The sequence below is a fragment of the Spirillospora sp. NPDC047279 genome (assembly GCF_040643285.1).
Lineage (GTDB): Bacteria > Actinomycetota > Actinomycetes > Streptosporangiales > Streptosporangiaceae > Spirillospora.
Genome location: NZ_JBEYUA010000019.1, coordinates 63,470 through 83,732 on the forward strand (window position 1 = coordinate 63,470; position 20,263 = coordinate 83,732).

The 20,263-nt window shown below is 70.2% G+C and carries 19 protein-coding genes; 10 read left to right on the forward strand and 9 right to left on the reverse strand.

Annotated elements, in window-relative coordinates; genetic code table 11:
• Positions 1-19: 19 nt before the first annotated feature.
• Both ABZ810_RS37955 and ABZ810_RS37960 read left to right on the forward strand, forming a co-directional pair.
• Positions 20-787, forward strand: coding sequence for an SDR family oxidoreductase (locus ABZ810_RS37955; RefSeq protein ID WP_358411643.1), 768 nt, complete (start codon positions 20-22; stop codon positions 785-787).
• A gap of 23 nt (positions 788-810) precedes the next feature.
• A complete protein-coding gene (locus tag ABZ810_RS37960) occupies positions 811-1,719 on the forward strand; it encodes an SDR family oxidoreductase (protein WP_358411645.1) in 909 nt (302 codons plus the stop codon).
• Between the two features lie 90 nt (positions 1,720-1,809).
• Here the strand turns inward: ABZ810_RS37960 and ABZ810_RS37965 are convergent, their stop codons facing one another.
• Together ABZ810_RS37965 and ABZ810_RS37970 are read right to left on the reverse strand one after the other, a co-directional pair.
• The gene (locus ABZ810_RS37965) at positions 1,810-2,838 is read right to left on the reverse strand and encodes a teichoic acid biosynthesis protein C (RefSeq protein WP_358411646.1); all 1,029 of its coding nucleotides are present in this window, start codon (positions 2,836-2,838) and stop codon (positions 1,810-1,812) included.
• Between the two features lie 292 nt (positions 2,839-3,130).
• A complete protein-coding gene (locus ABZ810_RS37970) occupies positions 3,131-3,538 on the reverse strand; it encodes a MarR family transcriptional regulator (protein WP_358411648.1) in 408 nt (135 codons plus the stop codon).
• Between the two features lie 93 nt (positions 3,539-3,631).
• On the opposite strand from ABZ810_RS37970, the gene ABZ810_RS37975 reads away from it, so the two are divergent.
• Complete coding sequence (locus ABZ810_RS37975; protein WP_358411649.1) at positions 3,632-5,383, forward strand: ABC transporter ATP-binding protein; 1,752 nt, start codon at positions 3,632-3,634, stop codon at positions 5,381-5,383.
• A 5-nt stretch (positions 5,384-5,388) separates the two neighbouring features.
• Here the strand turns inward: ABZ810_RS37975 and ABZ810_RS37980 are convergent, their stop codons facing one another.
• Positions 5,389-5,673, reverse strand: a complete 285-nt coding sequence (locus tag ABZ810_RS37980; protein ID WP_358411651.1) for a hypothetical protein — start codon at positions 5,671-5,673, stop codon at positions 5,389-5,391.
• Between the two features lie 51 nt (positions 5,674-5,724).
• The gene (locus ABZ810_RS37985) at positions 5,725-6,291 is read right to left on the reverse strand and encodes a hypothetical protein (RefSeq protein ID WP_358411653.1); all 567 of its coding nucleotides are present in this window, start codon (positions 6,289-6,291) and stop codon (positions 5,725-5,727) included.
• A 699-nt stretch (positions 6,292-6,990) separates the two neighbouring features.
• Here ABZ810_RS37985 and ABZ810_RS37990 point away from each other — a divergent pair.
• Positions 6,991-7,845, forward strand: coding sequence for a helix-turn-helix transcriptional regulator (locus ABZ810_RS37990; protein WP_358411655.1), 855 nt, complete (start codon positions 6,991-6,993; stop codon positions 7,843-7,845).
• Between the two features lie 144 nt (positions 7,846-7,989).
• On the opposite strand, the gene ABZ810_RS37995 is transcribed toward ABZ810_RS37990, so the two are convergent.
• The 3 genes from ABZ810_RS37995 to ABZ810_RS38005 form a co-directional block, all read right to left on the reverse strand.
• Positions 7,990-8,259, reverse strand: coding sequence for a DUF397 domain-containing protein (locus tag ABZ810_RS37995; protein WP_358411657.1), 270 nt, complete (start codon positions 8,257-8,259; stop codon positions 7,990-7,992).
• Positions 8,260-8,691: 432 nt separating this feature from the next.
• Entirely contained in the window at positions 8,692-9,561 is an 870-nt protein-coding gene (locus ABZ810_RS38000; protein ID WP_358411659.1) for a hypothetical protein, read from the reverse strand.
• Positions 9,562-9,596: 35 nt separating this feature from the next.
• A complete protein-coding gene (locus tag ABZ810_RS38005) occupies positions 9,597-10,019 on the reverse strand; it encodes an ATP-binding protein (RefSeq protein WP_358411661.1) in 423 nt (140 codons plus the stop codon).
• Positions 10,020-10,257: 238 nt separating this feature from the next.
• Between ABZ810_RS38005 and ABZ810_RS38010 the strand changes: the two genes are divergently transcribed.
• From ABZ810_RS38010 to ABZ810_RS38030, 5 genes are all read left to right on the forward strand, one after another.
• Positions 10,258-11,130, forward strand: coding sequence for a helix-turn-helix transcriptional regulator (locus ABZ810_RS38010; protein ID WP_358411663.1), 873 nt, complete (start codon positions 10,258-10,260; stop codon positions 11,128-11,130).
• The gene (locus ABZ810_RS38015) at positions 11,127-11,315 is read left to right on the forward strand and encodes a DUF397 domain-containing protein (protein WP_358411665.1); all 189 of its coding nucleotides are present in this window, start codon (positions 11,127-11,129) and stop codon (positions 11,313-11,315) included. Before ABZ810_RS38010 ends, ABZ810_RS38015 begins: the two co-directional genes overlap by 4 nt.
• Complete coding sequence (locus ABZ810_RS38020; protein ID WP_358411667.1) at positions 11,239-11,469, forward strand: DUF397 domain-containing protein; 231 nt, start codon at positions 11,239-11,241, stop codon at positions 11,467-11,469. The genes ABZ810_RS38015 and ABZ810_RS38020 overlap by 77 nt, the downstream gene beginning before the upstream one ends.
• 332 nt (positions 11,470-11,801) lie before the next feature.
• A complete protein-coding gene (locus ABZ810_RS38025; protein WP_358411669.1) occupies positions 11,802-12,401 on the forward strand; it encodes a hypothetical protein in 600 nt (199 codons plus the stop codon).
• Complete coding sequence (locus ABZ810_RS38030; protein ID WP_358411670.1) at positions 12,398-13,870, forward strand: NADH-ubiquinone oxidoreductase-F iron-sulfur binding region domain-containing protein; 1,473 nt, start codon at positions 12,398-12,400, stop codon at positions 13,868-13,870. The genes ABZ810_RS38025 and ABZ810_RS38030 overlap by 4 nt, the downstream gene beginning before the upstream one ends.
• On the opposite strand, the gene ABZ810_RS38035 is transcribed toward ABZ810_RS38030, so the two are convergent.
• Complete coding sequence (locus tag ABZ810_RS38035; RefSeq protein WP_358411671.1) at positions 13,871-15,334, reverse strand: serine/threonine-protein kinase; 1,464 nt, start codon at positions 15,332-15,334, stop codon at positions 13,871-13,873.
• 350 nt (positions 15,335-15,684) lie between these two features.
• Between ABZ810_RS38035 and hrpA the strand changes: the two genes are divergently transcribed.
• The gene (gene hrpA, locus ABZ810_RS38040) at positions 15,685-19,641 is read left to right on the forward strand and encodes an ATP-dependent RNA helicase HrpA (protein ID WP_358411673.1); all 3,957 of its coding nucleotides are present in this window, start codon (positions 15,685-15,687) and stop codon (positions 19,639-19,641) included.
• 22 nt (positions 19,642-19,663) lie between these two features.
• On the opposite strand, the gene ABZ810_RS38045 is transcribed toward hrpA, so the two are convergent.
• A complete protein-coding gene (locus ABZ810_RS38045; RefSeq protein WP_358411675.1) occupies positions 19,664-20,248 on the reverse strand; it encodes an ATP-dependent Clp protease proteolytic subunit in 585 nt (194 codons plus the stop codon).
• Positions 20,249-20,263 lie beyond the last annotated feature (15 nt).

Genomic DNA, 20,263 nt, shown 5'->3' on the forward strand with positions numbered 1-20,263 from the left:
AGCCGTACAGGGAGGGCCGATGCCTCTTTCGCTGGACCTGACGGGCAGGCTCGCCGTCGTGACCGGGGGCGTGCGCGGGGTCGGCCTGGGCATCACCCGCGCGCTCCTGGACGCCGGCGCCGACGTCGTCGCGGTCGCCCGCCGCGAGCCCGGGTCGCTGCCCGAGGCGGCCGGGCGCGGCGCCACGTTCGCCTCGGTGGACGTCCGGGACGAGGCCGCCGTCCAGGCGTTCTTCGACGGTCTCGACCGGGTGGACGTGCTGGTCAACAACGCGGGCGGCACCCCGTTCCTGCCGCTCGCGGAGGGCGAGATCCGCACCCACGCCAAGATCATCGAGCTGAACCTGACGTCCGCGCTGATCATGTCGCGGGCCGCCAACGCGCGCATGCAGGCCCAGGAGGGCGGCGGCTCGATCATCATGATCAGCAGCGTCAGCGGCGTGCGGCCCTCACCCGGCAGCGCCGCCTACGGCGCCGCCAAGGCCGGCCTGGACAGCCTCGCCACCTCGCTCGCCGTGGAATGGGCACCGCGGGTGCGGGTCAACTCGCTCACCCTCGGCATGGTCCGCACCGAGCAGTCCCACCTGCACTACGGCGACGAGGCGGGCATCGCCGCGGTGGAGCGCACGATCCCGCTCGGCCGGATGGCCGACCCGTACGACATCGGCGCGGCCTGCGCCTTCCTCGCGTCCGATCTCGCCGGCTACGTCAGCGGATCGGCCCTGCTGATGCACGGCGGGGGAGAACGCCCCGCGTTCCTGGACGCCGCGACCGCCAACCGCGAGTAACGCTGAGAGAGTCGGAGGACCGAATGATCTGCAAGGACCGGGTCGTCATCGTCACCGGCGCGGGCCGCGGCCTGGGCCGGGCGCACGCGCTGGAGTTCGCCCGCCAGGGCGCCAAGGTCGTCGTCAACGACCTCGGCGTCGCCCGCGACGGCAGCGGCGACGCCACCGAGGGCCCCGCGCAGGACGTCGTCAGGGAGATCGAGAAGCTCGGCGGGACCGCCGTGGCCAGCCCGCACGACATCGCCACCGAGGAGGGCGCCGCCGCCCTGGTGGCGACCGCGGTCGAGGCGTTCGGCGCGCTGGACGTCCTGGTCAACAACGCCGGCTTCCTCCGCGACCGCATGCTGATCAACCTGTCCGAGGACGAGTGGGACGCGGTGATGCGCGTGCATCTCAAGGGGCACTTCCTGCCGCTCAAGCACGCCGGGCAGTACTGGCGGGCCGAGAGCAAGGCCGGGCGGGCCGTGGACGCCCGCGTCATCAACACCTCCTCCGGCGCCGGCCTGCTCGGCAGCGTCGGCCAGGGCAACTACTCGGCCGCCAAGGCGGGCATCGTGGGCCTGACCCTGGTCGCGTCCGCCGAGCTCGGCCGGTACGGGGTGACCGTCAACGCGATCGCCCCGGCCGCCCGTACCCGCATGACCGAGGAGGTCTTCGCGCAGACCATGGCGGCTCCGGCCGAGGGCGAGTTCGACGCCATGGCCCCCGACAACGTCTCGCCGCTGGTCGTCTGGCTCGGCTCGGCGGAGTCGCGCGGCATCACCGGCCGGGTGTTCGAGGCCGAGGGCGGCAAGATCTGCGTGATGGACGCGTTCCGGCACGGCCCGACCATCGACAAGGGCGAACGCTGGGACCCGGCCGAGCTCACCCCGGTCGTCACCGACCTGCTCGCCCGTTCCGCCGACCCGGAACCGGTGTACGGAGCGGGCTGACCTCCCGGCCGTCGCCGGCGGCCGTGCCCGGCGCGCCGCCGGACGTTCAGAGGCGGCGTGCCCGGTGTCCGGAGGCGGCGTGCCCGGCGTTCAGATCAGGTCGCCCAGGTACATCAGGGTCGTCGTGCGCGCGCCGAGCGCACCGCCGGCGTAGCCGTAGCAGAGCCGCGCCGAGCCGCCGGCCCGCTGGACCGCCATGCCCTCCGGCTTCTGGAAGATGCGCGGATGGCCGGTCGCGGCGTCGCGTTGCTGGACGATCCCGCCGCTGCGCAGGTCGATCGTGGTGATGTGCGTTCCGCCGCCGGCGCCGGACGCCAGCACGTACAGGTAGCGGCCGTGGACGGTGAAGCCCTGGGACTCGGCGAAGGGCCGACCCGGGGCGTCGAGCGGCGGCTCGGGGAACCACGCGAGCGGGTGGTAGCGGTGCGCGACCACGTCGGCGAGCGAGTAGACGGCGTAGCGCCACCGCCGGCCCGCCAGGAAACGCTGGATCAGGCGCCCCTCGACCGGGTCGATCGCGCAGGTGACGTGGGCGGCGCCGGGGACCAGCCGGTGCCGCTCGACCACGCCCGACGCGGGGGTGAGCGTGGCGCCGTCGGTGAACGGGATGCGGGCGAGCGCCCGGCCGGTGCTCTCGCCGCGCCGCAGCACCGGCCCGTCCACCTCGACCCACAGCCGGACCTCCGCCGGGCCCGCCTCGACCGCGATGGTCGTGCCGTGCCCCCAGCCCCGCCCGCCCGCCTCGCGCAGGACCATGGAGCCGAGCACCCGGCCCGACAGGTCGGTGCGGGTCAGGCGCAGCCGCCCGGCCGCCGGCGCCCCCTTCTCGGCCAGCGCCTGGGCGAAGTAGATGTGGCCGCGCGCGTCGTCGAACCCGAAGGACTGGATCATGGTGCCGGGCTGGACGGTCGCGTTCCACAACAGCGGACGCGCCGCCCCGGTGAGGTCGAAGCGCCCCGCGAGCGGGACGGTGTTGGCGACCGGGACGTTGCCCGCGGGCGGGAGGACCGGCGTGTCCAGGCCGCCGCCGGCCCGGACGCGGCCGGCGAGCGGGGCCAGGACGAGCGCCCCCGCGCCCGCCGTGAGCACGCGGCGACGGCTCCACCGCTTCGTGTGCATCCGGACCACCTCGTCCAACGCGATCTCCCCGACGGGGGAACGCTAGCGGCCTTCGCGGGGCCACGCGTCATCCCCGGGTGTGAGCTTCGGGACGACCGTGAACGCGGTCGAGACGATCATCCGGGGATCGCCTCGGGGCCTGCGGAGTTCATGATCGCCTCCACCTTGCTCGCCCCGGCCGCCCGCGGCAACCGCCCTCCGCGTCGTGGCCGATCCCGGCCGCCCCCGCCGTCCACGACGGGGCCGCCGCGCGCCGGGCCGCCCGGTCGCGGGGCGCTGGGCGGCGGAAGCCCTAGGTGTCGAGCAGGGCCAGGAGCGCGCGGAGCTGCTCGCGCTGCTCCGCGTTCAACGGGGCGAAGACCTCTTCGACGGCCTCCCGGCGCGCCTGGCCCATCAGGGTGCGCACCGTCCTGCCCCTGTCGGTCGGCATGACCAGGATCGACCGTCCGGACTCCGGATCCGGGGCCCGGGTGACCAGGCCCGCCTCCTCCAGGGCGTCGACCACCGTCGTGGCCGAACGTGGTACCACGTCCAGCCGCTCGGCCAGATCGCCCATGCGCAGGGGCTCCTCGGCCCCCGTGATCACTCGCAGCGCCCGCGACTGGCCGGGCGTGAGGCCCAGCGGCGCCAGCCGTTCCATCTGGTTGCGGCGGATCTTCCGTGCGGCCCGGCCGAACAGGTCCACCAGGTCGTGCTCCATATTCCCGAGCCTAGCTCATTGTTCAATGGAATAACTGTGAGCTTGGCTCAGTTATAACGTCCGTGTTCTGGATCCCTCCTTAAGGAGCCGCCCATGGAAGCCCCTGCACAGACACGCCGCATCCTGCGGCTCTTCCGCCCGTACCGTGCCCGCCTCCTCCTGGTCGGGGCCTTCGTCGGCCTGTCGTCACTGGTGGCGCTGGCCTCCCCGTTCATGCTCCGGGAGGTCCTCGACGTCGCCCTGCCGCAGGGCCGCACCGGCCTCCTGTCGGCCCTCGTCCTCGGAATGATCGCCGTCGCCGTCGCCACCAGCGTCTTCGGCGTCCTGCAGACCTACATCTCCACCGGGGTCGGCCAGCGCGTCATGCACGACCTGCGCACCGCCGTCTACGGCCACCTGCAGCGCATGCCGCTCTCGTTCTTCACCAAGACCCGCACGGGCGAGGTGCAGTCGCGCATCGCCAACGACATCGGCAGCATGCAGTCGACCGTCACCTCCACGGCGACGTCCCTGGTCTCCAACTTCACCTCGGTGGTCGCCACCGTGATCGCCATGGCCGCCCTCGAGTGGCGGCTGACCCTCGTCTCCCTGGCCATGCTGCCGATCTTCGTCTGGATCAGCCGCCGCGTCGGCCGGGAGCGCAAGCGGATCACCTCCCAGCGCCAGAGGCAGCTCGCCTCGATGTCGGCCATCGTCGAGGAGTCCCTCTCCGTGAGCGGCATCCTCCTCGGCCGCACCATGGGCCGCTCCCGCGCCCTCACCGACGACTTCGCCGCCGAGTCGCGCAGCCTGGTCGACCTGGAGATCCGTTCCAACATGGCCGGCCGCTGGCGCCAGTCGACCATCGGCATCGTCATGTCGGCGATGCCCGCGATCATCTACTTCGCCGCCGGCCTGACCGCGTCCAACGGCACCCCGCTGGTCTCCATCGGCACCCTGGTCGCGTTCACGACCCTCCAGAGCGCCCTGTTCCGCCCGACGGTCCAGCTCCTGCAGACCGGCGTCGAGGTGCAGACCTCCCTCGCCCTCTTCGCCCGCATCTTCGAGTACCTCGACCTGCGCCCCGACATCGAGGAGCCGGAGAAGCCCACGCCCCTGAACAGCCCCCGCGGCGAGGTCCGCTTCGACCACGTCGGCTTCTCCTACGACGACGACTCCATCGCCCTGCGCGACATCGACGTCACCGTCCCCGCCGGAACGAGCCTGGCCGTCGTCGGCGAGACCGGCTCGGGCAAGACCACCCTCGGCTACCTCGTCCCGCGCCTCTACGACACCACGACCGGCCGGATCACCATCGACGGCACCGACGTCCGCGGCCTCTCGTTCGCCGACCTCTCCTCAGCCGTCGGCGTCGTCTCCCAGGAGACCTACCTCTTCCACGCCACCGTCGGTGACAACCTGCGCTTCGCCAAGCCCGGCGCCACCGACGACGAACTCCACGAGGCCGCCCGCGCCGCCCAGATCCACGACCACATCATGAGCCTGCCGGACGGCTACGACACGATGGTCGGCGAACGCGGCTACCGATTCTCCGGCGGCGAGAAGCAGCGCCTGGCCATCGCCCGCACCATCCTGCGCAACCCGCCCATCCTCGTCCTGGACGAGGCCACCAGCGCCCTGGACACCCAGACCGAACAGGCCGTCCAGGAGGCCATCGACCGCCTGGCCGAGGGCCGCACCACCATCACCATCGCCCACCGCCTCTCCACCGTGAGAGACGCCGACCAGATCATCGTCCTCGACAAGGGCCGAGTCGCCGAACGGGGCACCCACTCCGAACTCCTAGCCCAGAACGGCCCCTACGCCGCCCTGGTAGCCCGAGACACCACCCTCGTCCCCGCCTGAGAAGGTCACTCGTCCGGCTCGCCCACCTTGGGCCGCCCCGGCAGATGCGGCCAAGGATCCTCCACGCGCCCCCGCCGTATCGCGTTCCGCGACTCCACGTCATTCCGGTACCGCAACGGAATCACCGCCAACGGCAATGCCTCACCCGTGGACTCCCGGAACGCCCGCTTGGGCCGCACACGAGCCCGAGGCCCAGGCCCGATCTCCATCCAAGCCCTGAGCGTCGCCTCGACATCCGCATACGGATGCCCGACAACCACGATCACATCATCAAGGTCCCCCTCGTCCATCCCGCGATGCTACGTCGGCTCCCCGGACGGCACTCCCGGACCCGTCCCGGCCTAACCGCACTCGCACCGGCCCTGGCCTGGCAACCAGAGCCACGCGTCCGCCACGGTCTCCTTGCATTTCACCCGCAGCGAGCGATAGCCCGTGGGATCGATGTAGACGCCCCCGCCCAGGACGTCCCCGTACATCGAGTCGGAGACGATGAGCCCGAGATCCGCTCCCTCAAGCGCGATCGCTTCTTTGAAGTCCCGGGACTCCAACAGGCGGAAGAGGTGGTTCAGTGCGTGACCGCCCACCCCGAACTCGTCCACGAAGATGTATCCCGCGTGCACGGCCACCCGCAGCCGGAGCCGCGCCGCCTCACTGAGGATCATGTTGTGCCGCCGCAGCACCGCGTTCAGATGATGCGCCAGCGGATCGAGCAGCAGGAAGGAATGCACGTCAGGCGGCAGCACGATCATGATGCCGTCCCCGCGATCCTCTTTGTGCGCCTCCGCCCAGGGCAGGCAGGTGATCGCGAAGGTGTCCTGCATCGCGGTGTACATGACCTGTCGCAGCCTGCGCTGGATCCCTTCGTCACGCTGCGGCGCGCCGAACGAGACTATGTCCACGCCGAGCATGCATGTGTAACTACGAGGTGCGGTCACTTGTGGCGCTGGGGTCGGCCCGACGCGCGTCGGCGGACGCGGCCAGGCCTCGGCTTCGGATGGTGCCTGGGGACCAGAGAGTCGAATGCTCATCTCACTCGGGAGCCCTCCTGACGACGGGTCATGGCGTTCCTCCCGGCTGGGCCCCTGTCGACGGGGTTCCCGCCGGCGCTGTTCCTGCGCTCTTCTCGACTGCTCCGTATTATCCGATGGACTTTTGCGGCATTTCGCTGAGATTGATGTGCCGTAAAGCAGATGGGAAAAAGCCGTCGATTACCTCTCACCTCGATAGCTGGCACAGTGATAGACGGCGTCCTGCCGCGTTCCACGGGTAGGCCGGTGAAGAGTGATACGCCGGATGGCGCGCGTGATCTCTGTGATGAATTTCCCTGATTGTGGCCAGAGTGGTCTCGGTGAGAGGCGGTGCGCCTTGGGCGGCCGACCTGACGCGATCAGGACATCTGCCAGATGGCGTTCGGACAATGTACGCATGTCCTGCTCGCCGTCTGCCTGGGCCTGATGGTGGGCGTTGGCACCCTGCTAAGTCGCTGATTTAATCAAGGCATCTCGAAAGGCGGCTAACAGCGAAGTGTCCGTCTGCAGAGGAACCCTGGTCGATCTTTACCCCAAGAGTTAGGGACCGATATGGGCATGCCTCCCGGACCTGGGCCGGTGGTCCAGCGTGCGATTCTGACCAGCGAACTCCAGCGGCTCCGTCTCGCGCACGGATCAACCCAGGGGCAGGTAGCGGCGGCCCTCGACTGGTCATTGTCCAAGCTCATCCGCATCGAAGGGGGTGTGGTTCGGATATCGACCACCGATTTGCACGCCCTCCTGCGCTTCTACGGCATGCCCGATGACGACCCTCAGGTGGGCATGCTGACCCAGCTCGGCCGCGACAGTCGGCAGCGTGGTTGGTGGGACCTTTACCGAAACGAGTTGTCCCAGGAGTATCTGGAGTTCATCGGCTACGAGGCCGGTGCGTCAACCATCCGCACCTTCGAGCCCCTGGTGATACCGGGGCTTCTTCAGATCGAAGACTATGCCAACGCGCTCACCATCGAATTCATCACAGACTCGACGCACAACCGTGACATCGTCGTCGAAGTGCGCATGCATCGACAGGAAACCGTCCTCGGTGAACCCGACACGCCTCAGATGTTCGTGATCGTCGATGAGGCGGCATTGCGGCGGCAGGTCGGGGGTCAGGTGGACCGGACTATCATGGCGCGCCAGCTACGTCACATCATCGCGATGATGTCGGAGCCGAATATCTCGATCGAAGTCATCCCCTTTGCGCGGGGCGCCCATTTCGGCATGAAGGGGGACTTCACGATTCTGGAATTCACCGACAGCAGGCTCAAGGAGATTCTCTTCCTGGAGAACGCGCTGTCAGGGGACGAGGTGAGCGCCCGCGGGGCCAGGATCGCCGACTACCGGGTCGCTTTTGAGAACCTTCATGACCTGGTGCTTCCGGCGGACGAGACGATCCCGTTCATCGAGGGCATCATCGACTCCATGCGGTGAGCGCGTACGCGCGAGCGGGTCGCCGGGAAACCATCTTCGCGGGGGCTCGCCGGTGTTCACTGGTGAGCCCCCGCGTGTTGCGCGTCCGAGCCGACCGGGTCGGCCCGAGGTCGTCCCGTGGTCCCCTTCCGGGGTTCCCCCGAGTTAGGGCTGGCGGTGACGGATCGCGTCGAGAAGCCCAGCCCAGGCCCGCGCCGAGAGATTGATAACCGGCCCACCGTCAGGATTCTTCGAATCCTGGACAAAGATGGCAGTGCCGATCGCGGCGACTTCTACGCAGCCTGAGCTTGCGCTGGCGGAAGCCTTGTGCCAGGCGACTTCCTGGATGACGCCTGCTGCCGAACGCATGTAACCGACCCTTTTGATCGGAATACCGGCCGGTTCAATCATTACCACTACGCCCCCGATGGTCACTCTGAGTGAGTGAAGGATACATGCATCTGTTACCAGGGCGAGTAACTGGTGTGACCTCGGGAGGGTAGTCCAGCCTTTTGATCGGAGAATTCAGCACTTGTGTATTATCCAGATAATTTGTGGGGATCGATGTCGATCCGGTGAAATTCTCAGCCCGGTGGCGGTGATCAGAGACGTTCCGGATGGGGCGAGGGCGGGGCCCAGGGTGCTGAGGGCAGGCCTCGTCGGATGGCGTCCCTTGATTCTTCGTTGCGGGGGCGCGGAGGGATGACGTTGAGCGGCACTTCGACGTCCCGGTGCGGGGTGTGCGCCACGACGAGAACGTTGTCGAGGCTCACGTCGTCCATGGCCTGAGCCTAGGGGTGAGGGAATGCCCGACGGAGACACGGGCCGGACTCGGCCAGACACCTCGGCGGTGCGATCAGCGCGGGGTCAGCGGAAGAGGTCGTCGATGGTCTCGGCGGTCGCGGCGCGCCGGCCCCACAACTCGAGCAGCTCGACGTCGCCGCAGTTCGCGATGCGGTCCCGGGTCTCCGGCGTCACCGGGATCCCCCGCGCGTCGAGCACCATGAGGATCATCTTGGCTTCACCTTCGGCCTTGCCTTCGACCCGGCCCTCGGCCTTGCCCCGGCCGTGGAAGTGGCGGGCAAGGGGAGCGTCGCTGGGCCAGGTCGTGTAGTCGGCCATCCTTGCCTCCAGGGCTTGTCGGATCGGTGGGGCGGCGATACTGCATGCGTAGTCATAGTAATCCGGACCGTGTTCGTCCTTGGGGATCCCTGTCAGGAACGCCTGGAGCACGGCGGGGTCCTGGCCGTGCGTCGTGACCGACAGCGTGCCCATGGAGGGGTTGTCGGCGACCTGGTAGGGGTCGGTGATGACCGGGATGTGGTCGGGGTCGAGCACGTGCGGCCGGAGCGTGTAGTCGGCCAGCGTCGTGCGGACCGGCTCGGCGTAGAAGGCGGCGGCCTTCTTGGTCGGGCAGACGACCAGGACGGTGACCTCGCAGTCGAAGCTCAGCCACACCGCGGCGGCGTACCGCGCCAGTTGACGGCGCTTCCTCTCAGAGGTCTGCTGCTGAATCTCCACCACGATGGCGTGGGTGGGGGCCTGTCGCGGACCCGTGAGGACGACGGCGTCGGGCTTCAGGTCCTTGGACGTCCGGTCGCTCAGTTCGGTGTCGCCCAGGCGGATCGCGCTGCGGTCGGGCAGATCGACTCCGAGGAGATCGGTGAGGATCTCCGCCGCGAATCCGGGCCGGTCGCGGATGAGATTGGTGAGGGCATCGTGCCGGGGGGATGGCATGTTGCGGAAAGCTACACCATGGACACTTTGAGTAGTCAAATCGAACGCTCTTGGGGCGCGGAATCGTTCATGAAGACGGCCGTCACGCGGCGGCCGTCCTCGTTGCCGTGCCAGGTCCAGGTTTCGGCGGTGAGGGAGACCATGTGCAGGCCGCGGCCGGATTCCTGGAGGTCGTGGGTGGGGTTGGTGGTCGGCTCGTTGGGGCCGCCCTGGTCGGCTGCCGAGACGGCCACGCCGTTGTCGCCGGTGAGGATCTCCACGGTGAACGTGCCGCCTGGCTCGCCGGATTCGGTGTGCCGGATCGCGTTCACGACCAGTTCGTTCAGGACCAGCAGGATGTCGTCCAGGCGTGGGTGGTGCGGGAGGAGATGGGTCACGAACGCACGGGCCGTGCGTGCCTGAGCCGGGGTGCCGGGGAAGTCGCGTTGCCAGTAGAGCGGCGTCTGGGTGAGCGGCATCGGCACCTCGCGGGATCAGAACGGTTCGGGGGACTTCATCGTCACAGCCGGTGGTCGACCAGGCACGGGCTTGAAGGTGGTGAGGTGGTCCGTTCGGTGATTGGCACGTGCTCGGCGCGAACGTTCACGAGTGGCACGTTCGCCTTCCGAACGCGTGTCGAGGGCTTCCGTAACCACGGACGTGTCCTGTGGCGGGGTGGTAACACGGTGTAGACGATCCGCCCCTGAGGAGGACCCGGTGACCAGCCCGTTCGTCCGACGCCGCCGACTGGCCGCCGAACTGCGTAATTTGCGTGAGGAGCGAGGCCTGACCGCCGAGCGTTTGGCGGGGCTGCTGCATCAGTCGCGGATGAAGATCTCGAAGCTGGAGAACGCCCACATCCGGCCGGACCTCGCCGAGATCATGAAGATCCTCGATCTGCTGGGGGTCACTGGACGCAAGCGGGACGAGATCATCCTCATCGCCCGCGACGCGGCCGAACGCGGATGGTGGGACGGCTACGGCGACGCCATGGGTGCCCGCCAGCGCCTTTACGCCGACATCGAGTCTGGTGCGCGGACGATCCGTGGCTACTACCAGGTCGCCCTGCCCGGGCTTCTGCAAACGCCGGATTTCGTTCGTGCGCTGATCGACCTGGATAGGGCTGACGGTCCGCTGAACTATCGGCCGGAACGCATGGTGGAGGCCCGACTGAAGCGGCAGGAGGTGGCGCTCGGACCAGAAGGCCCTTCCTGCGAACTCATCGTGGATGAGTATCTCCTGCGGCGGTTGGCGGTCCCAGCTGGGGTGATGGGCGCAGAACTTCGGCATCTGGTTGGGACGGTGTCCGCGGAGCCCAGGCTTGCTGTGCGTGTCCTGCCTCTTGATGCGCGCATCGAGGGGGGATTTGTGGCGAAGTCAACGTTCGTCCTCTACACGTTCCCCGATCCGGACGATCGGCCCATGGCGGTAGCCGACACCGTGAATGCTGACGTCGTCCACACAGAACCTCCTGACGTGGCGCGCTACGTCGAGGTGTACGAGCGATTGCGTGCTGCCTCGCTGTCGGCCGTCAGGAGTCTCACGTACCTGGAGGAGGCAGCCGAGCGCCTGGCAGGATCAGAGGCATGAACCTCCGTTACGAGGCTTGGCAGAAGTCCAGTCGAAGCACACCGAACGGGGACTGCGTTGAGGTCGCATGCTCTCTCGATGGCCTGGTCGGCATCCGAGACAGCAAGGATGCCGACGGTGGTCCCATCCTCGAACTCACCGGTAGCGAGTGGGCCGCACTCCTACGGGCGGTCCGCAACAGCTGACTCGGTACGAGGGGGCTGGCGCAAGTCTCGCCACAGTGAGGTCGGCGGTGAGTGCGTCGAAGTAGGTCGGTCTGTCGACGGCGTGGTCGGCATCCGAGACAGCAAGGATGCTGGTGGTGGTCCCACGAGACGGGCCCGGCCACCGGTCGGCTGAAGCCGGGCCAGGCGCTCTTTTCCTGGGTGACCCTTAAGGCCGAGTGGACGAACGGATGCCCGCCCGGGAAGCTGCCCAGCGCCGAGCGGGCGTGTCCATGACGGACCGAGCGGGGCCGGTCACGGTCAGCCGATCAAGGAGTGCCTGATCGGTACGGCGAACTGACTCTGGACTGTGGGCGTCCTACCGACCAGAGTCAGTTCGCTACGTACCACTTGAGAGGCGAGATGGCCCCCGACCATCGCAGGCTCGCGCATGAGGGCACGCGTGGGTTCGGTGTGGGTACGGGGTCGAGGTCCGGGCGGCGGAGGCGGCGGGTCCGGGGCGGGCTGGTGGGTGGGCTCGTTCCGGCGGCGGTCGTGGTGTGGGTCCTCGGGATGGCGATCGGGATGGGATGGGGCGGGCCGGTCGTCGGTGCGGTGGGGCGGTTCCTTGATCTCTATTGCGGGGTGTTCGCGCTGGTGGCGTTGTCGCTGGCGGTGATGGTGGGGTTGCTGGCGACCGATCGGGTGATCCTCACGGCGCGGCATCGGGTGCGGGCGCAGGTGGTGCATCGGGCGCTGGCGTTCGTGGCGGTGGCGATGCTCGTCGCGCATCTGGCGACGCAGATGTTGCGGCATCGGGTGGGCGTGGTGGGGGCGTTCCTGATGCCGTCGTCCCTGACGTTCGCGCTGGGGACGGTGGCGTTCTACCTGTTGCTCTTCGCGGTGGCCAGCGGGGTGCTGCGGGGGAGGTTCGCGCTGACGGGGCGGCCCTGGGTGTGGCGGGTGCTGCACCTGACGGCCTATGTGGCGTGGCCCATGGGGATCTGGCATGGGCTCACGGCCGGCCGCGAGGCGGCGGTGTGGGTGAAGCTGGCGTACGCGGGGTGCTTCGTGGCGGTGGCGCTGGCGCTGATCGTGCGGCCGTTCCTTCGGGGGAGGACGTCATGACCGAGATCGCCGTACGGCAGGTCGGGCCGCCCTGGCTCACGCGGGGGCTCGAAGGCGGTGGGCGCCTGGACCATCGGGCGCACCGGGAGCTGCATGCCGTCCTGAGGCCGCTGGAGTCGGACCAGCTGATCGCGCTGGCGGAGGCGGGGCGGTTGTGCGGGCGGGGCGGTGCGGGGTTCCCGTTCGCCATCAAGGTGCGCGCCGTGGTCAACAGCGCGGTGCGGCGGGGCAGGCGGACCGTGGTGGTGGTCAACGGGACGGAGGGGGAGCCCGGCAGCGCCAAGGACAAGGTGCTGCTGGGGCGCGCGCCGCATCTGGTGCTGGACGGGGCGGCGCTGGCCGCCACGGCGCTGGGGTCGGTCGAGATCGTGGTCGGGGTCACCGATCCGGGGACCGCCGCGTCGGTGGAGCTGGCGATCCGGGAACGGGGGATCGGGGAGCGGGCCCGGGTGGTGCGGCTGCCGGAGCGGTTCATCACGGGGGAGAGCGGGGCGCTCGTCCGGGGGATCAACGGGCGGCGGCCGATCCCGCCGGGGCGTAAGGGCCACGCGTCCACGCGCGGGGTCGACGGGTTGCCGACGTTGTTGTCCAACGCGGAGACGTTCGCGCAGCTGGCCGTGCTGGCCGGGTTGGGGCCGGCGAGGTACCGGAAGGTCGGGACTGCGGACGAGCCCGGCACCGTGTTGCTGACGGTGGGCGGCTCGGCGCGGTTCCCGGCGGTGGTGGAGACGGCGGCGGGGGCGCCGCTGGCGCATCTGCTCGACCTGTGCGGGAGCCGGGCGGGCTCGGGGGTGCTGGTGGGCGGCTACCACGGGGCCTGGCTGAGCGGCGACATCGCCACCCGGACGCAGGTGTCGCGGGCGAGCCTCGAGGAGGCGGGCGGGACGCTGGGGGCGGGGATCGTGATGCCGCTCGGCCGGGGCACGTGCCCGATCGGTGAGGTCGCGCGGGTCGCCCGGTACATGGCGGCCGAGTCCGCCGGGCAGTGCGGGCCGTGCCGGCTGGGGCTCCCCGACATGGCCGGGGGGCTGGCGGCGCTGGCCGCGGGGCGGGACGCGGCGGCCGCGCTGGAGGGGGTACGGCGGTCGGCGGGGATGGTGGTCGGCCGGGGCGCGTGCGCGCACCCGGACGGGGTGTCGCGGTTCGTGCTGTCCGCGCTGGACGTCTTCGAGGCCGACATCGCCGAGCATGTTGAACGTGGGGGGTGCGGGCGGCCGGTGCTCGGGGTGCTGCCCGCCGAGACCGAGGCGCAGTCGCGGCTGGAGGTCGACTGGAGCCGCTGCGACGGGCACGGGCTGTGCGCCGACATCCTGCGCGGGACGGTGCGGATGGACGAGCACAACTATCCGGTCATCCCGGCCGACCCCATCCCCGTGCGGCTCGAGGCGGACGCGCGCAAGGCCGTGGCGATGTGCCCGGGGCTGGCGCTCCGGCTCGTCCAGCGTGTCCCGAAGGAGTCGCGCGAGTGATCAGCGGGGGCTGTAGGCGTCCAGGAAGTGGTCGACCTTCCGGGTGTACGGCCTGGAGCCGGGCGGGACGCCCTGCGCCTGCCTCACCTTGCCGACGCTGGTGCGGTAGAGCCCGGCGAGGTTGAGGGCGGGGTCGCCCGGCACGTTCTGGATCTGCCGGCCCTGCGTGCACAGGAACCGGCCCATCGCCGCGATCGACAGCTCGGGGGTGATGTCGGCGGGCCGCGGCGCCGCGTTGCCGGCGCCGCCGGGCTGCCAGCGCATCAGGCCGGTCGGCGTCCAGCGGGCGATGCCGTACTCGTTGAGCCGGGGATCGGAGAGCTCTGGGTCGAAGTCGCTCTCCGTCTTGAGCATGGCCGCGATCAGCGCCGGGCTCAGGCCCTTCAGCTCGCACCAGGTGCCCGCGCGCACGATCAAGCGCCGGTACTGCGGCGGGATGTCCTGGTCTGTGCGCAGCCAGCGGCCGTCGGGGTCGCCCATGGACGCGCCGTGCTGCTTGCGGGCGTCGCCGGCGGCGACCGGCGCGCCCTCCTCACCGCCCGCCAGCGCGAACACGGCGCCGCCGGTCAGCAGGGCGAGCGCGGCGGCCACGGCGCCGACGGCGAGGACCAGGTGGCGGCGCCGGCGGTTGCGGCGGGTCTGGGCGGCGGGGCGGGACGGGAGGATCGGGTCGGTGTCGACCTTGCCGACCGTCCGGGAGAGCGCCTGGGCGAAGTCGGCCGCCGAGGGCCAGCGGCGTTCGCGGTCGGGCTCCAGGGCACGCGCCACCACGGCGTCGATGGAGTGCGGCACGGTCGGCTGGAGCTCGCTCGGCATGGGCCGGCGCTCGCCGGGCGGCTCGCCGGTGAGCATGTGGTAGGTCAGCGCGCCGAGGCCGTAGACGTCGGAACGCCGGTCGGGGGCGCCGTCGATCGTGGTCTGCTCGGGCGCCATGTATCCGGGCGAGCCGGCCGGGAGCGTCAGGCTCGACAGCCGGTCGTCGGTCCGGGCGATGCCCAGGTCGGAGATCATGATTCGCTCGTCGCCGTCGGTGGTCGAACGGATCAGCACGTTGGACGGCTTGAGGTCGCGGTGCACGATGCCGCGGGCGTGCAGGGCCTCGACGCCACGGGCGACCTCCCGGGCCACGCTCAGCGCGTCGTTCAGCGGCATCGGCCCGGCCGCGAGGCGTTCCTCCAGCGTGCCGCGGTCGGCGTAGCTCATGACGAAGTACGGCCGCCCGTTGTCGAGCACGCCGATGTCGAAGACCTCGACCAGCCGGTGCGAGTCGACCGAGCGCAGCAGCCGGGCCTCCTGGACGAATCGTTCGCGAACGTCCTCCCGCTGCGCCCAGTGCTCGGCGAGGATCTTGATGGCGACCGGCGCGTCGAGCTCCGCATCGTGGCCCAGCCAGACCGCGGCGAAACCACCGGAGCCCAGGAGCCTGTCGATCCGGTAGCGTCCGGCCGCCCGCGGAGTCTCCATGGACGCCCATGATGAATGATGCGGTCCCTTTCCGGGAGTCCTTTCGAGGGATCAGACTTGTCACGTCCGCCGTACCCTCGGCACCAGACCACCCCAGGTCAGGCAGAAGACCAGCGCCGATATATCCTCGGAATTCACTCGCGGCGGCCGATGTTGGACGTATCAGGCCCGAGGCCGTCCGGCTCTTTCCGTCCGGCCGTGCCGCCGGAAAATGAATCGCCGCGGGACGCCCGCGGCGGCTACGGTGCGTAGGTTGCGGCGGGATCGGTGCCGGGCCCAGGGCGCCCGGCCGGTGCGTCCCCGCCCGCCGACCAGGCCTGACGGCCCGCGACCCTATCCTTAGCGAACGTATGAGGACGCCTGTGAAATCGCCGCTCGCCGATCTGCGCGCGCGCCTGCCCGAGCTGATGCTGCGTGACCAGCATCGGCTGCGCCGCCGTATCGACGGCACGCAGCAGATGCGCGACGCCAAGCGGCGAGACAAGATCACCGGCGAGATCGCCGCCGACGTCGAGGCGGCCGAGCGGCGGGTCGCCCGGCGCCGGGACGCGATGCCCGCGATCACCTATCCGCCCGAGCTGCCCGTCAGCCAGAAGCGCGACGACCTCCTGGCCGCGGTCCGCGACCACCAGGTGGTGATCGTCGCGGGCGAGACCGGTTCCGGCAAGACCACCCAGCTGCCCAAGATCTGCCTGGAGCTGGGCCGCGGCGTCCAGGGTGCGATCGGCCACACCCAGCCGCGGCGGCTGGCGGCCCGCACCGTCGCCGACCGGATCGCCGAGGAGCTGAAGACGCCGCTGGGCGAGGCGGTCGGCTACAAGGTCAGGTTCACCGACCGGTCGAGCGACGACACGCTGGTCAAGCTGATGACCGACGGCATCCTACTGGCCGAGATCCAGACCGACCGGCTGCTGCGCCAGTACGACACGCTGATCATCGACGAGGCGCACGAGCGCAGCCTCAACATCGACTTCCTGCTGGGCTATCTCAAGGAGATCCTGCCCCGCCGTCCCGACCTCAAGATCATCATTACCTCGGCGACGATCGACCCGGAGCGGTTCTCCGAGCACTTCGGCGACGCGCCGATCGTCGAGGTGTCCGGCCGCACGTACCCGGTCGAGGTCCGCTACCGGCCCGTCATCGACCCCGAGGACCCCAAAGCCGACCCCGACCGCGACCAGATCCAGGCGATCCTGGACGCCGTGGACGAGCTGGCCCTGGAGCCCGCGGGCGACGTGCTGGTCTTCCTCAGCGGCGAACGCGAGATCCGCGACACCGCCGACGCCCTCGAAAAGCACTTCCGCGGCCGCAAGGGCCAGGCCACCGAGGTGCTCCCGCTGTACGCGCGGTTGTCGGCCGCCGAGCAGCACCGCGTCTTCCAGGCCCACCGGGGCCGCCGCGTCGTCCTGGCCACCAACGTCGCCGAGACCTCGCTCACCGTCCCCGGCATCAAGTACGTCGTCGATCCCGGCACCGCCCGCATCTCCCGCTACAGCCACCGGCTCAAGGTGCAGCGGCTGCCCATCGAGGCGATCTCCCAGGCCTCCGCCAACCAGCGCAAGGGCCGATGCGGCCGCGTGTCCGAGGGCATCTGCGTCCGGCTCTACACGGAAGAGGACTTCGAGTCCCGGCCCGAGTTCACCGACCCCGAGATCCTGCGGACCAACCTGGCGTCGGTCATCCTGCAGATGACCTCGCTCGGCCTCGGCGACATCGCCGCGTTCCCGTTCGTCGAGCCGCCGGACCGCCGCAACGTCAAGGCGGGCGTCGACCTGCTGCACGAGCTGGGCGCCATCGACCCGGCCGAGCAGGACCCGCGCAAGCGGCTGACCCCGCTCGGCCGCCGCCTCGCCCAGCTGCCCGTCGACCCGCGCCTGGCCCGGATGGTCCTGGAGGCCGACAAGAACGGCTGCGTCCGCGAGGTGCTCATCATCGCCGCCGCGCTGTCCATCCAGGACCCGCGCGAACGCCCCGCCGAGCACCAGCAGGCGGCCGACGAGCGGCACCGCCGCTTCGCCGACCCCACGTCCGACTTCATGGCCTACCTCAACCTGTGGAACTACCTGCGCGAGCAGCAGCGCGAGCTGTCGGGCGGCGCGTTCCGCCGCATGTGCAAGAACGAGTTCCTGCACTTCCTGCGCGTCCGCGAATGGCAGGACCTGCACTCCCAGCTCAAGCAGGTCGCCAAGACGCTCGGCATCACGCTCAACAGCACCGACGCCGACCCCGACCGCGTGCACGTCTCGCTCCTGTCGGGCCTGCTGTCGCACATCGGCCTGATGGACACCGACAAGAAGGACGACGGCCCCCGCAACCGCCGCGGCCACGAGTACCTGGGAGCGCGCGGCGCCAAGTTCGCCGTCTTCCCCGGCTCGGCGCTGTTCAAGAAGCCGCCGCGCTGGGTCATGGCCGCAGAGCTGGTCGAGACGTCCCGGCTCTGGGGGCGCATCAACGCGAAGATCGAGCCTGACTGGGTCGAGCCGCTCGCCGGCCACCTGGTCAAGCGCAACTACAGCGAGCCGCACTGGTCCAAGAAGCAGGCCGCGGTGATGGCGTACGAGAAGGTGACGCTGTACGGCGTGCCGATCGTCGCGCAGCGCAACGTCAACTACGGGCGCGTCGACCCCGAGCTGGCGCGCGAGCTGTTCATCCGGCACGCGCTGGTCGAGGGCGACTGGGAGACCCGCCACCACTTCTTCCACGACAACCGCGCGCTGCTGGACGAGGTGGAGGAGCTGGAGCACCGCGCCCGGCGCCGCGACATCCTGGTGGACGACGAGACGCTCTTCGAGTTCTACGACGAGCGCGTGCCTGACGACGTCGTCTCCGGGCGCCACTTCGACGCCTGGTGGAAGAGCGCCCGCCACACCGATCCCGACCTGCTCAGCTTCGAGAAGTCGATGCTCATCAACGAGAGCGCCGACGACGTCAGCGAGGCCGACTACCCGGACGTGTGGCAGCACGGCCCGCTGCGGCTCCGGCTGACCTACCAGTTCGAGCCGGGCACCGACGCCGACGGCGTCACCGTGCACATCCCGGTGCAGGTGCTCAACCAGGTCCGGCCCGACGGCTTCGACTGGCAGGTGCCCGGCCTGCGCACCGAGCTGGTCACCGAGCTGATCCGGTCGCTGCCCAAGCAGCTGCGCGTCAACTTCGTGCCCGCGCCCGACTTCGCGCGCCGCGTCCTCGAACGGGTGTCGCCGCGCACCGAGCCGCTGCTGGACGCGCTCGAACGCGAGCTCACGGCGATGAGCGGCGTCACCGTCGCCCGCGAGGCCTGGGACCAGTCCCGGCTCCCCGCGCACCTGCATCTCACGTTCCGCGTCGTGGACGACCGCGAGCGCACGCTCGGCGAAGACCGCGACCTGGACGCGCTCAAGCGCACGCTCAAGGGCAAGGTGCGCGGCACGCTCTCCAAGGCGGCGTCGGCGGGCGGCCTCGAACGCGGCGGCCTGCGCGAGTGGACGATCGGCGAGCTGCCGCGCACGTACGAGCGCAAGCAGTCCGGCTACGAGGTCAGGGCCTACCCGGCGCTCACCGACGAGGGCGACAGCGTCGCCGTCCGGATGTACGAGACCGAGGCCGAGCAGCGCCGCGCCATGTGGCGGGGCACGCGGCGGCTGATCCTGATGAACGCGCCGTCCCCGGTCAAGCTCGTCCAGGCGCGCCTGTCCAACCAGGGCAAGCTCGCACTCAGCCACAACCCGCACGGCTCGGTCCAGGCGCTCTTCGACGACTGCGTCACCGCGGCGGCCGACCGGCTGATCGCCGAGGCCGGCGGGCCGGCGTGGGACGAGGAGGGCTTCACCCGCCTCCACGACCACGTACGGGCCGAGCTGCACGACGCCACGGCCGCGATCGTGGCGCAGGTGGAACGTGTCCTGGCCGAGTCGCACGAGATCGACCGGCGGCTGCGCGGCACCACCAGCCTCACGCTCGTCCCGTCGCTGACCGGCGTCCGCGAGCAGCTCAACGCGCTGATCCGGCCCGGCTTCGTCACCGAGACCGGCTGGCAGCGCCTGGCGGACCTGCCCCGCTACCTGCGCGCGCTCCAGGTCCGCCTCGACAAGCTCCCGGAGAACCCGGGCCGCGACCGCCAGCTGGCGCAGCAGGTCGCGGTGCTCGAAGAGGAATACCAGCGGACGCTCCAGCGGCTGCACCCGGCGCGGCGCGACGACGAGGCGGCCCGGCAGATCCGCTGGATGCTGGAGGAATACCGGGTCAGCCTCTTCGCCCAGCAGCTCGGCACGCGTTACCCGGTGTCCGACAAGCGCATCCGCAAGGCCATGGCCGCCCTCACCCCGTGACGGCGGCCATGGTGCGAGAACGTCAGCCCGTGACCGCCGGGATCCGGGGCGCGCTGCCGACCACCTCGTCCACGAAGCCGTAGTCCCTGGCCTCCTCGGCGGTGAACCAGCGGTCGCGGTCGGAGTCGGCCTCGATGCGTTCGACCGCCTGCCCGGTGTGATGGGCGATCAGCCGCTGCATCGTGCGCTTGGTGAAGAGCATGTTCTCCGCCTGGACGGCGATGTCGGAGGCGGTGCCGCCGATCCCGCCGGACGGCTGGTGCATCAGGATGCGCGCGTGCGGGAGCGCGAACCGCTTGCCGGGGGCGCCCGCGCAGAGCAGGAACTGGCCCATGGACGCGGTGAAGCCGAGCGACAACGTCGCCACGTCGTTCGGGATGTACTGCATCACGTCGTAGATCGCCATCCCGGCGGTGACCGAGCCGCCGGGGGAGTTGATGTAGAGGTGGATGTCGCGGGTGCGGTCCTCGGCGGACAGCAGCAACATCTCGCCGCAGATCCGGTTGGCGATGGTGTCGTCGACCTCCTGGCCGAGAAAGACGATGCGCTGCCGCAGCAGCCGCTGGAACACGGGCTCGCCGGCCGAAGGGAGGGGCTCGTTGCTCATGACTTCAGGAAATCC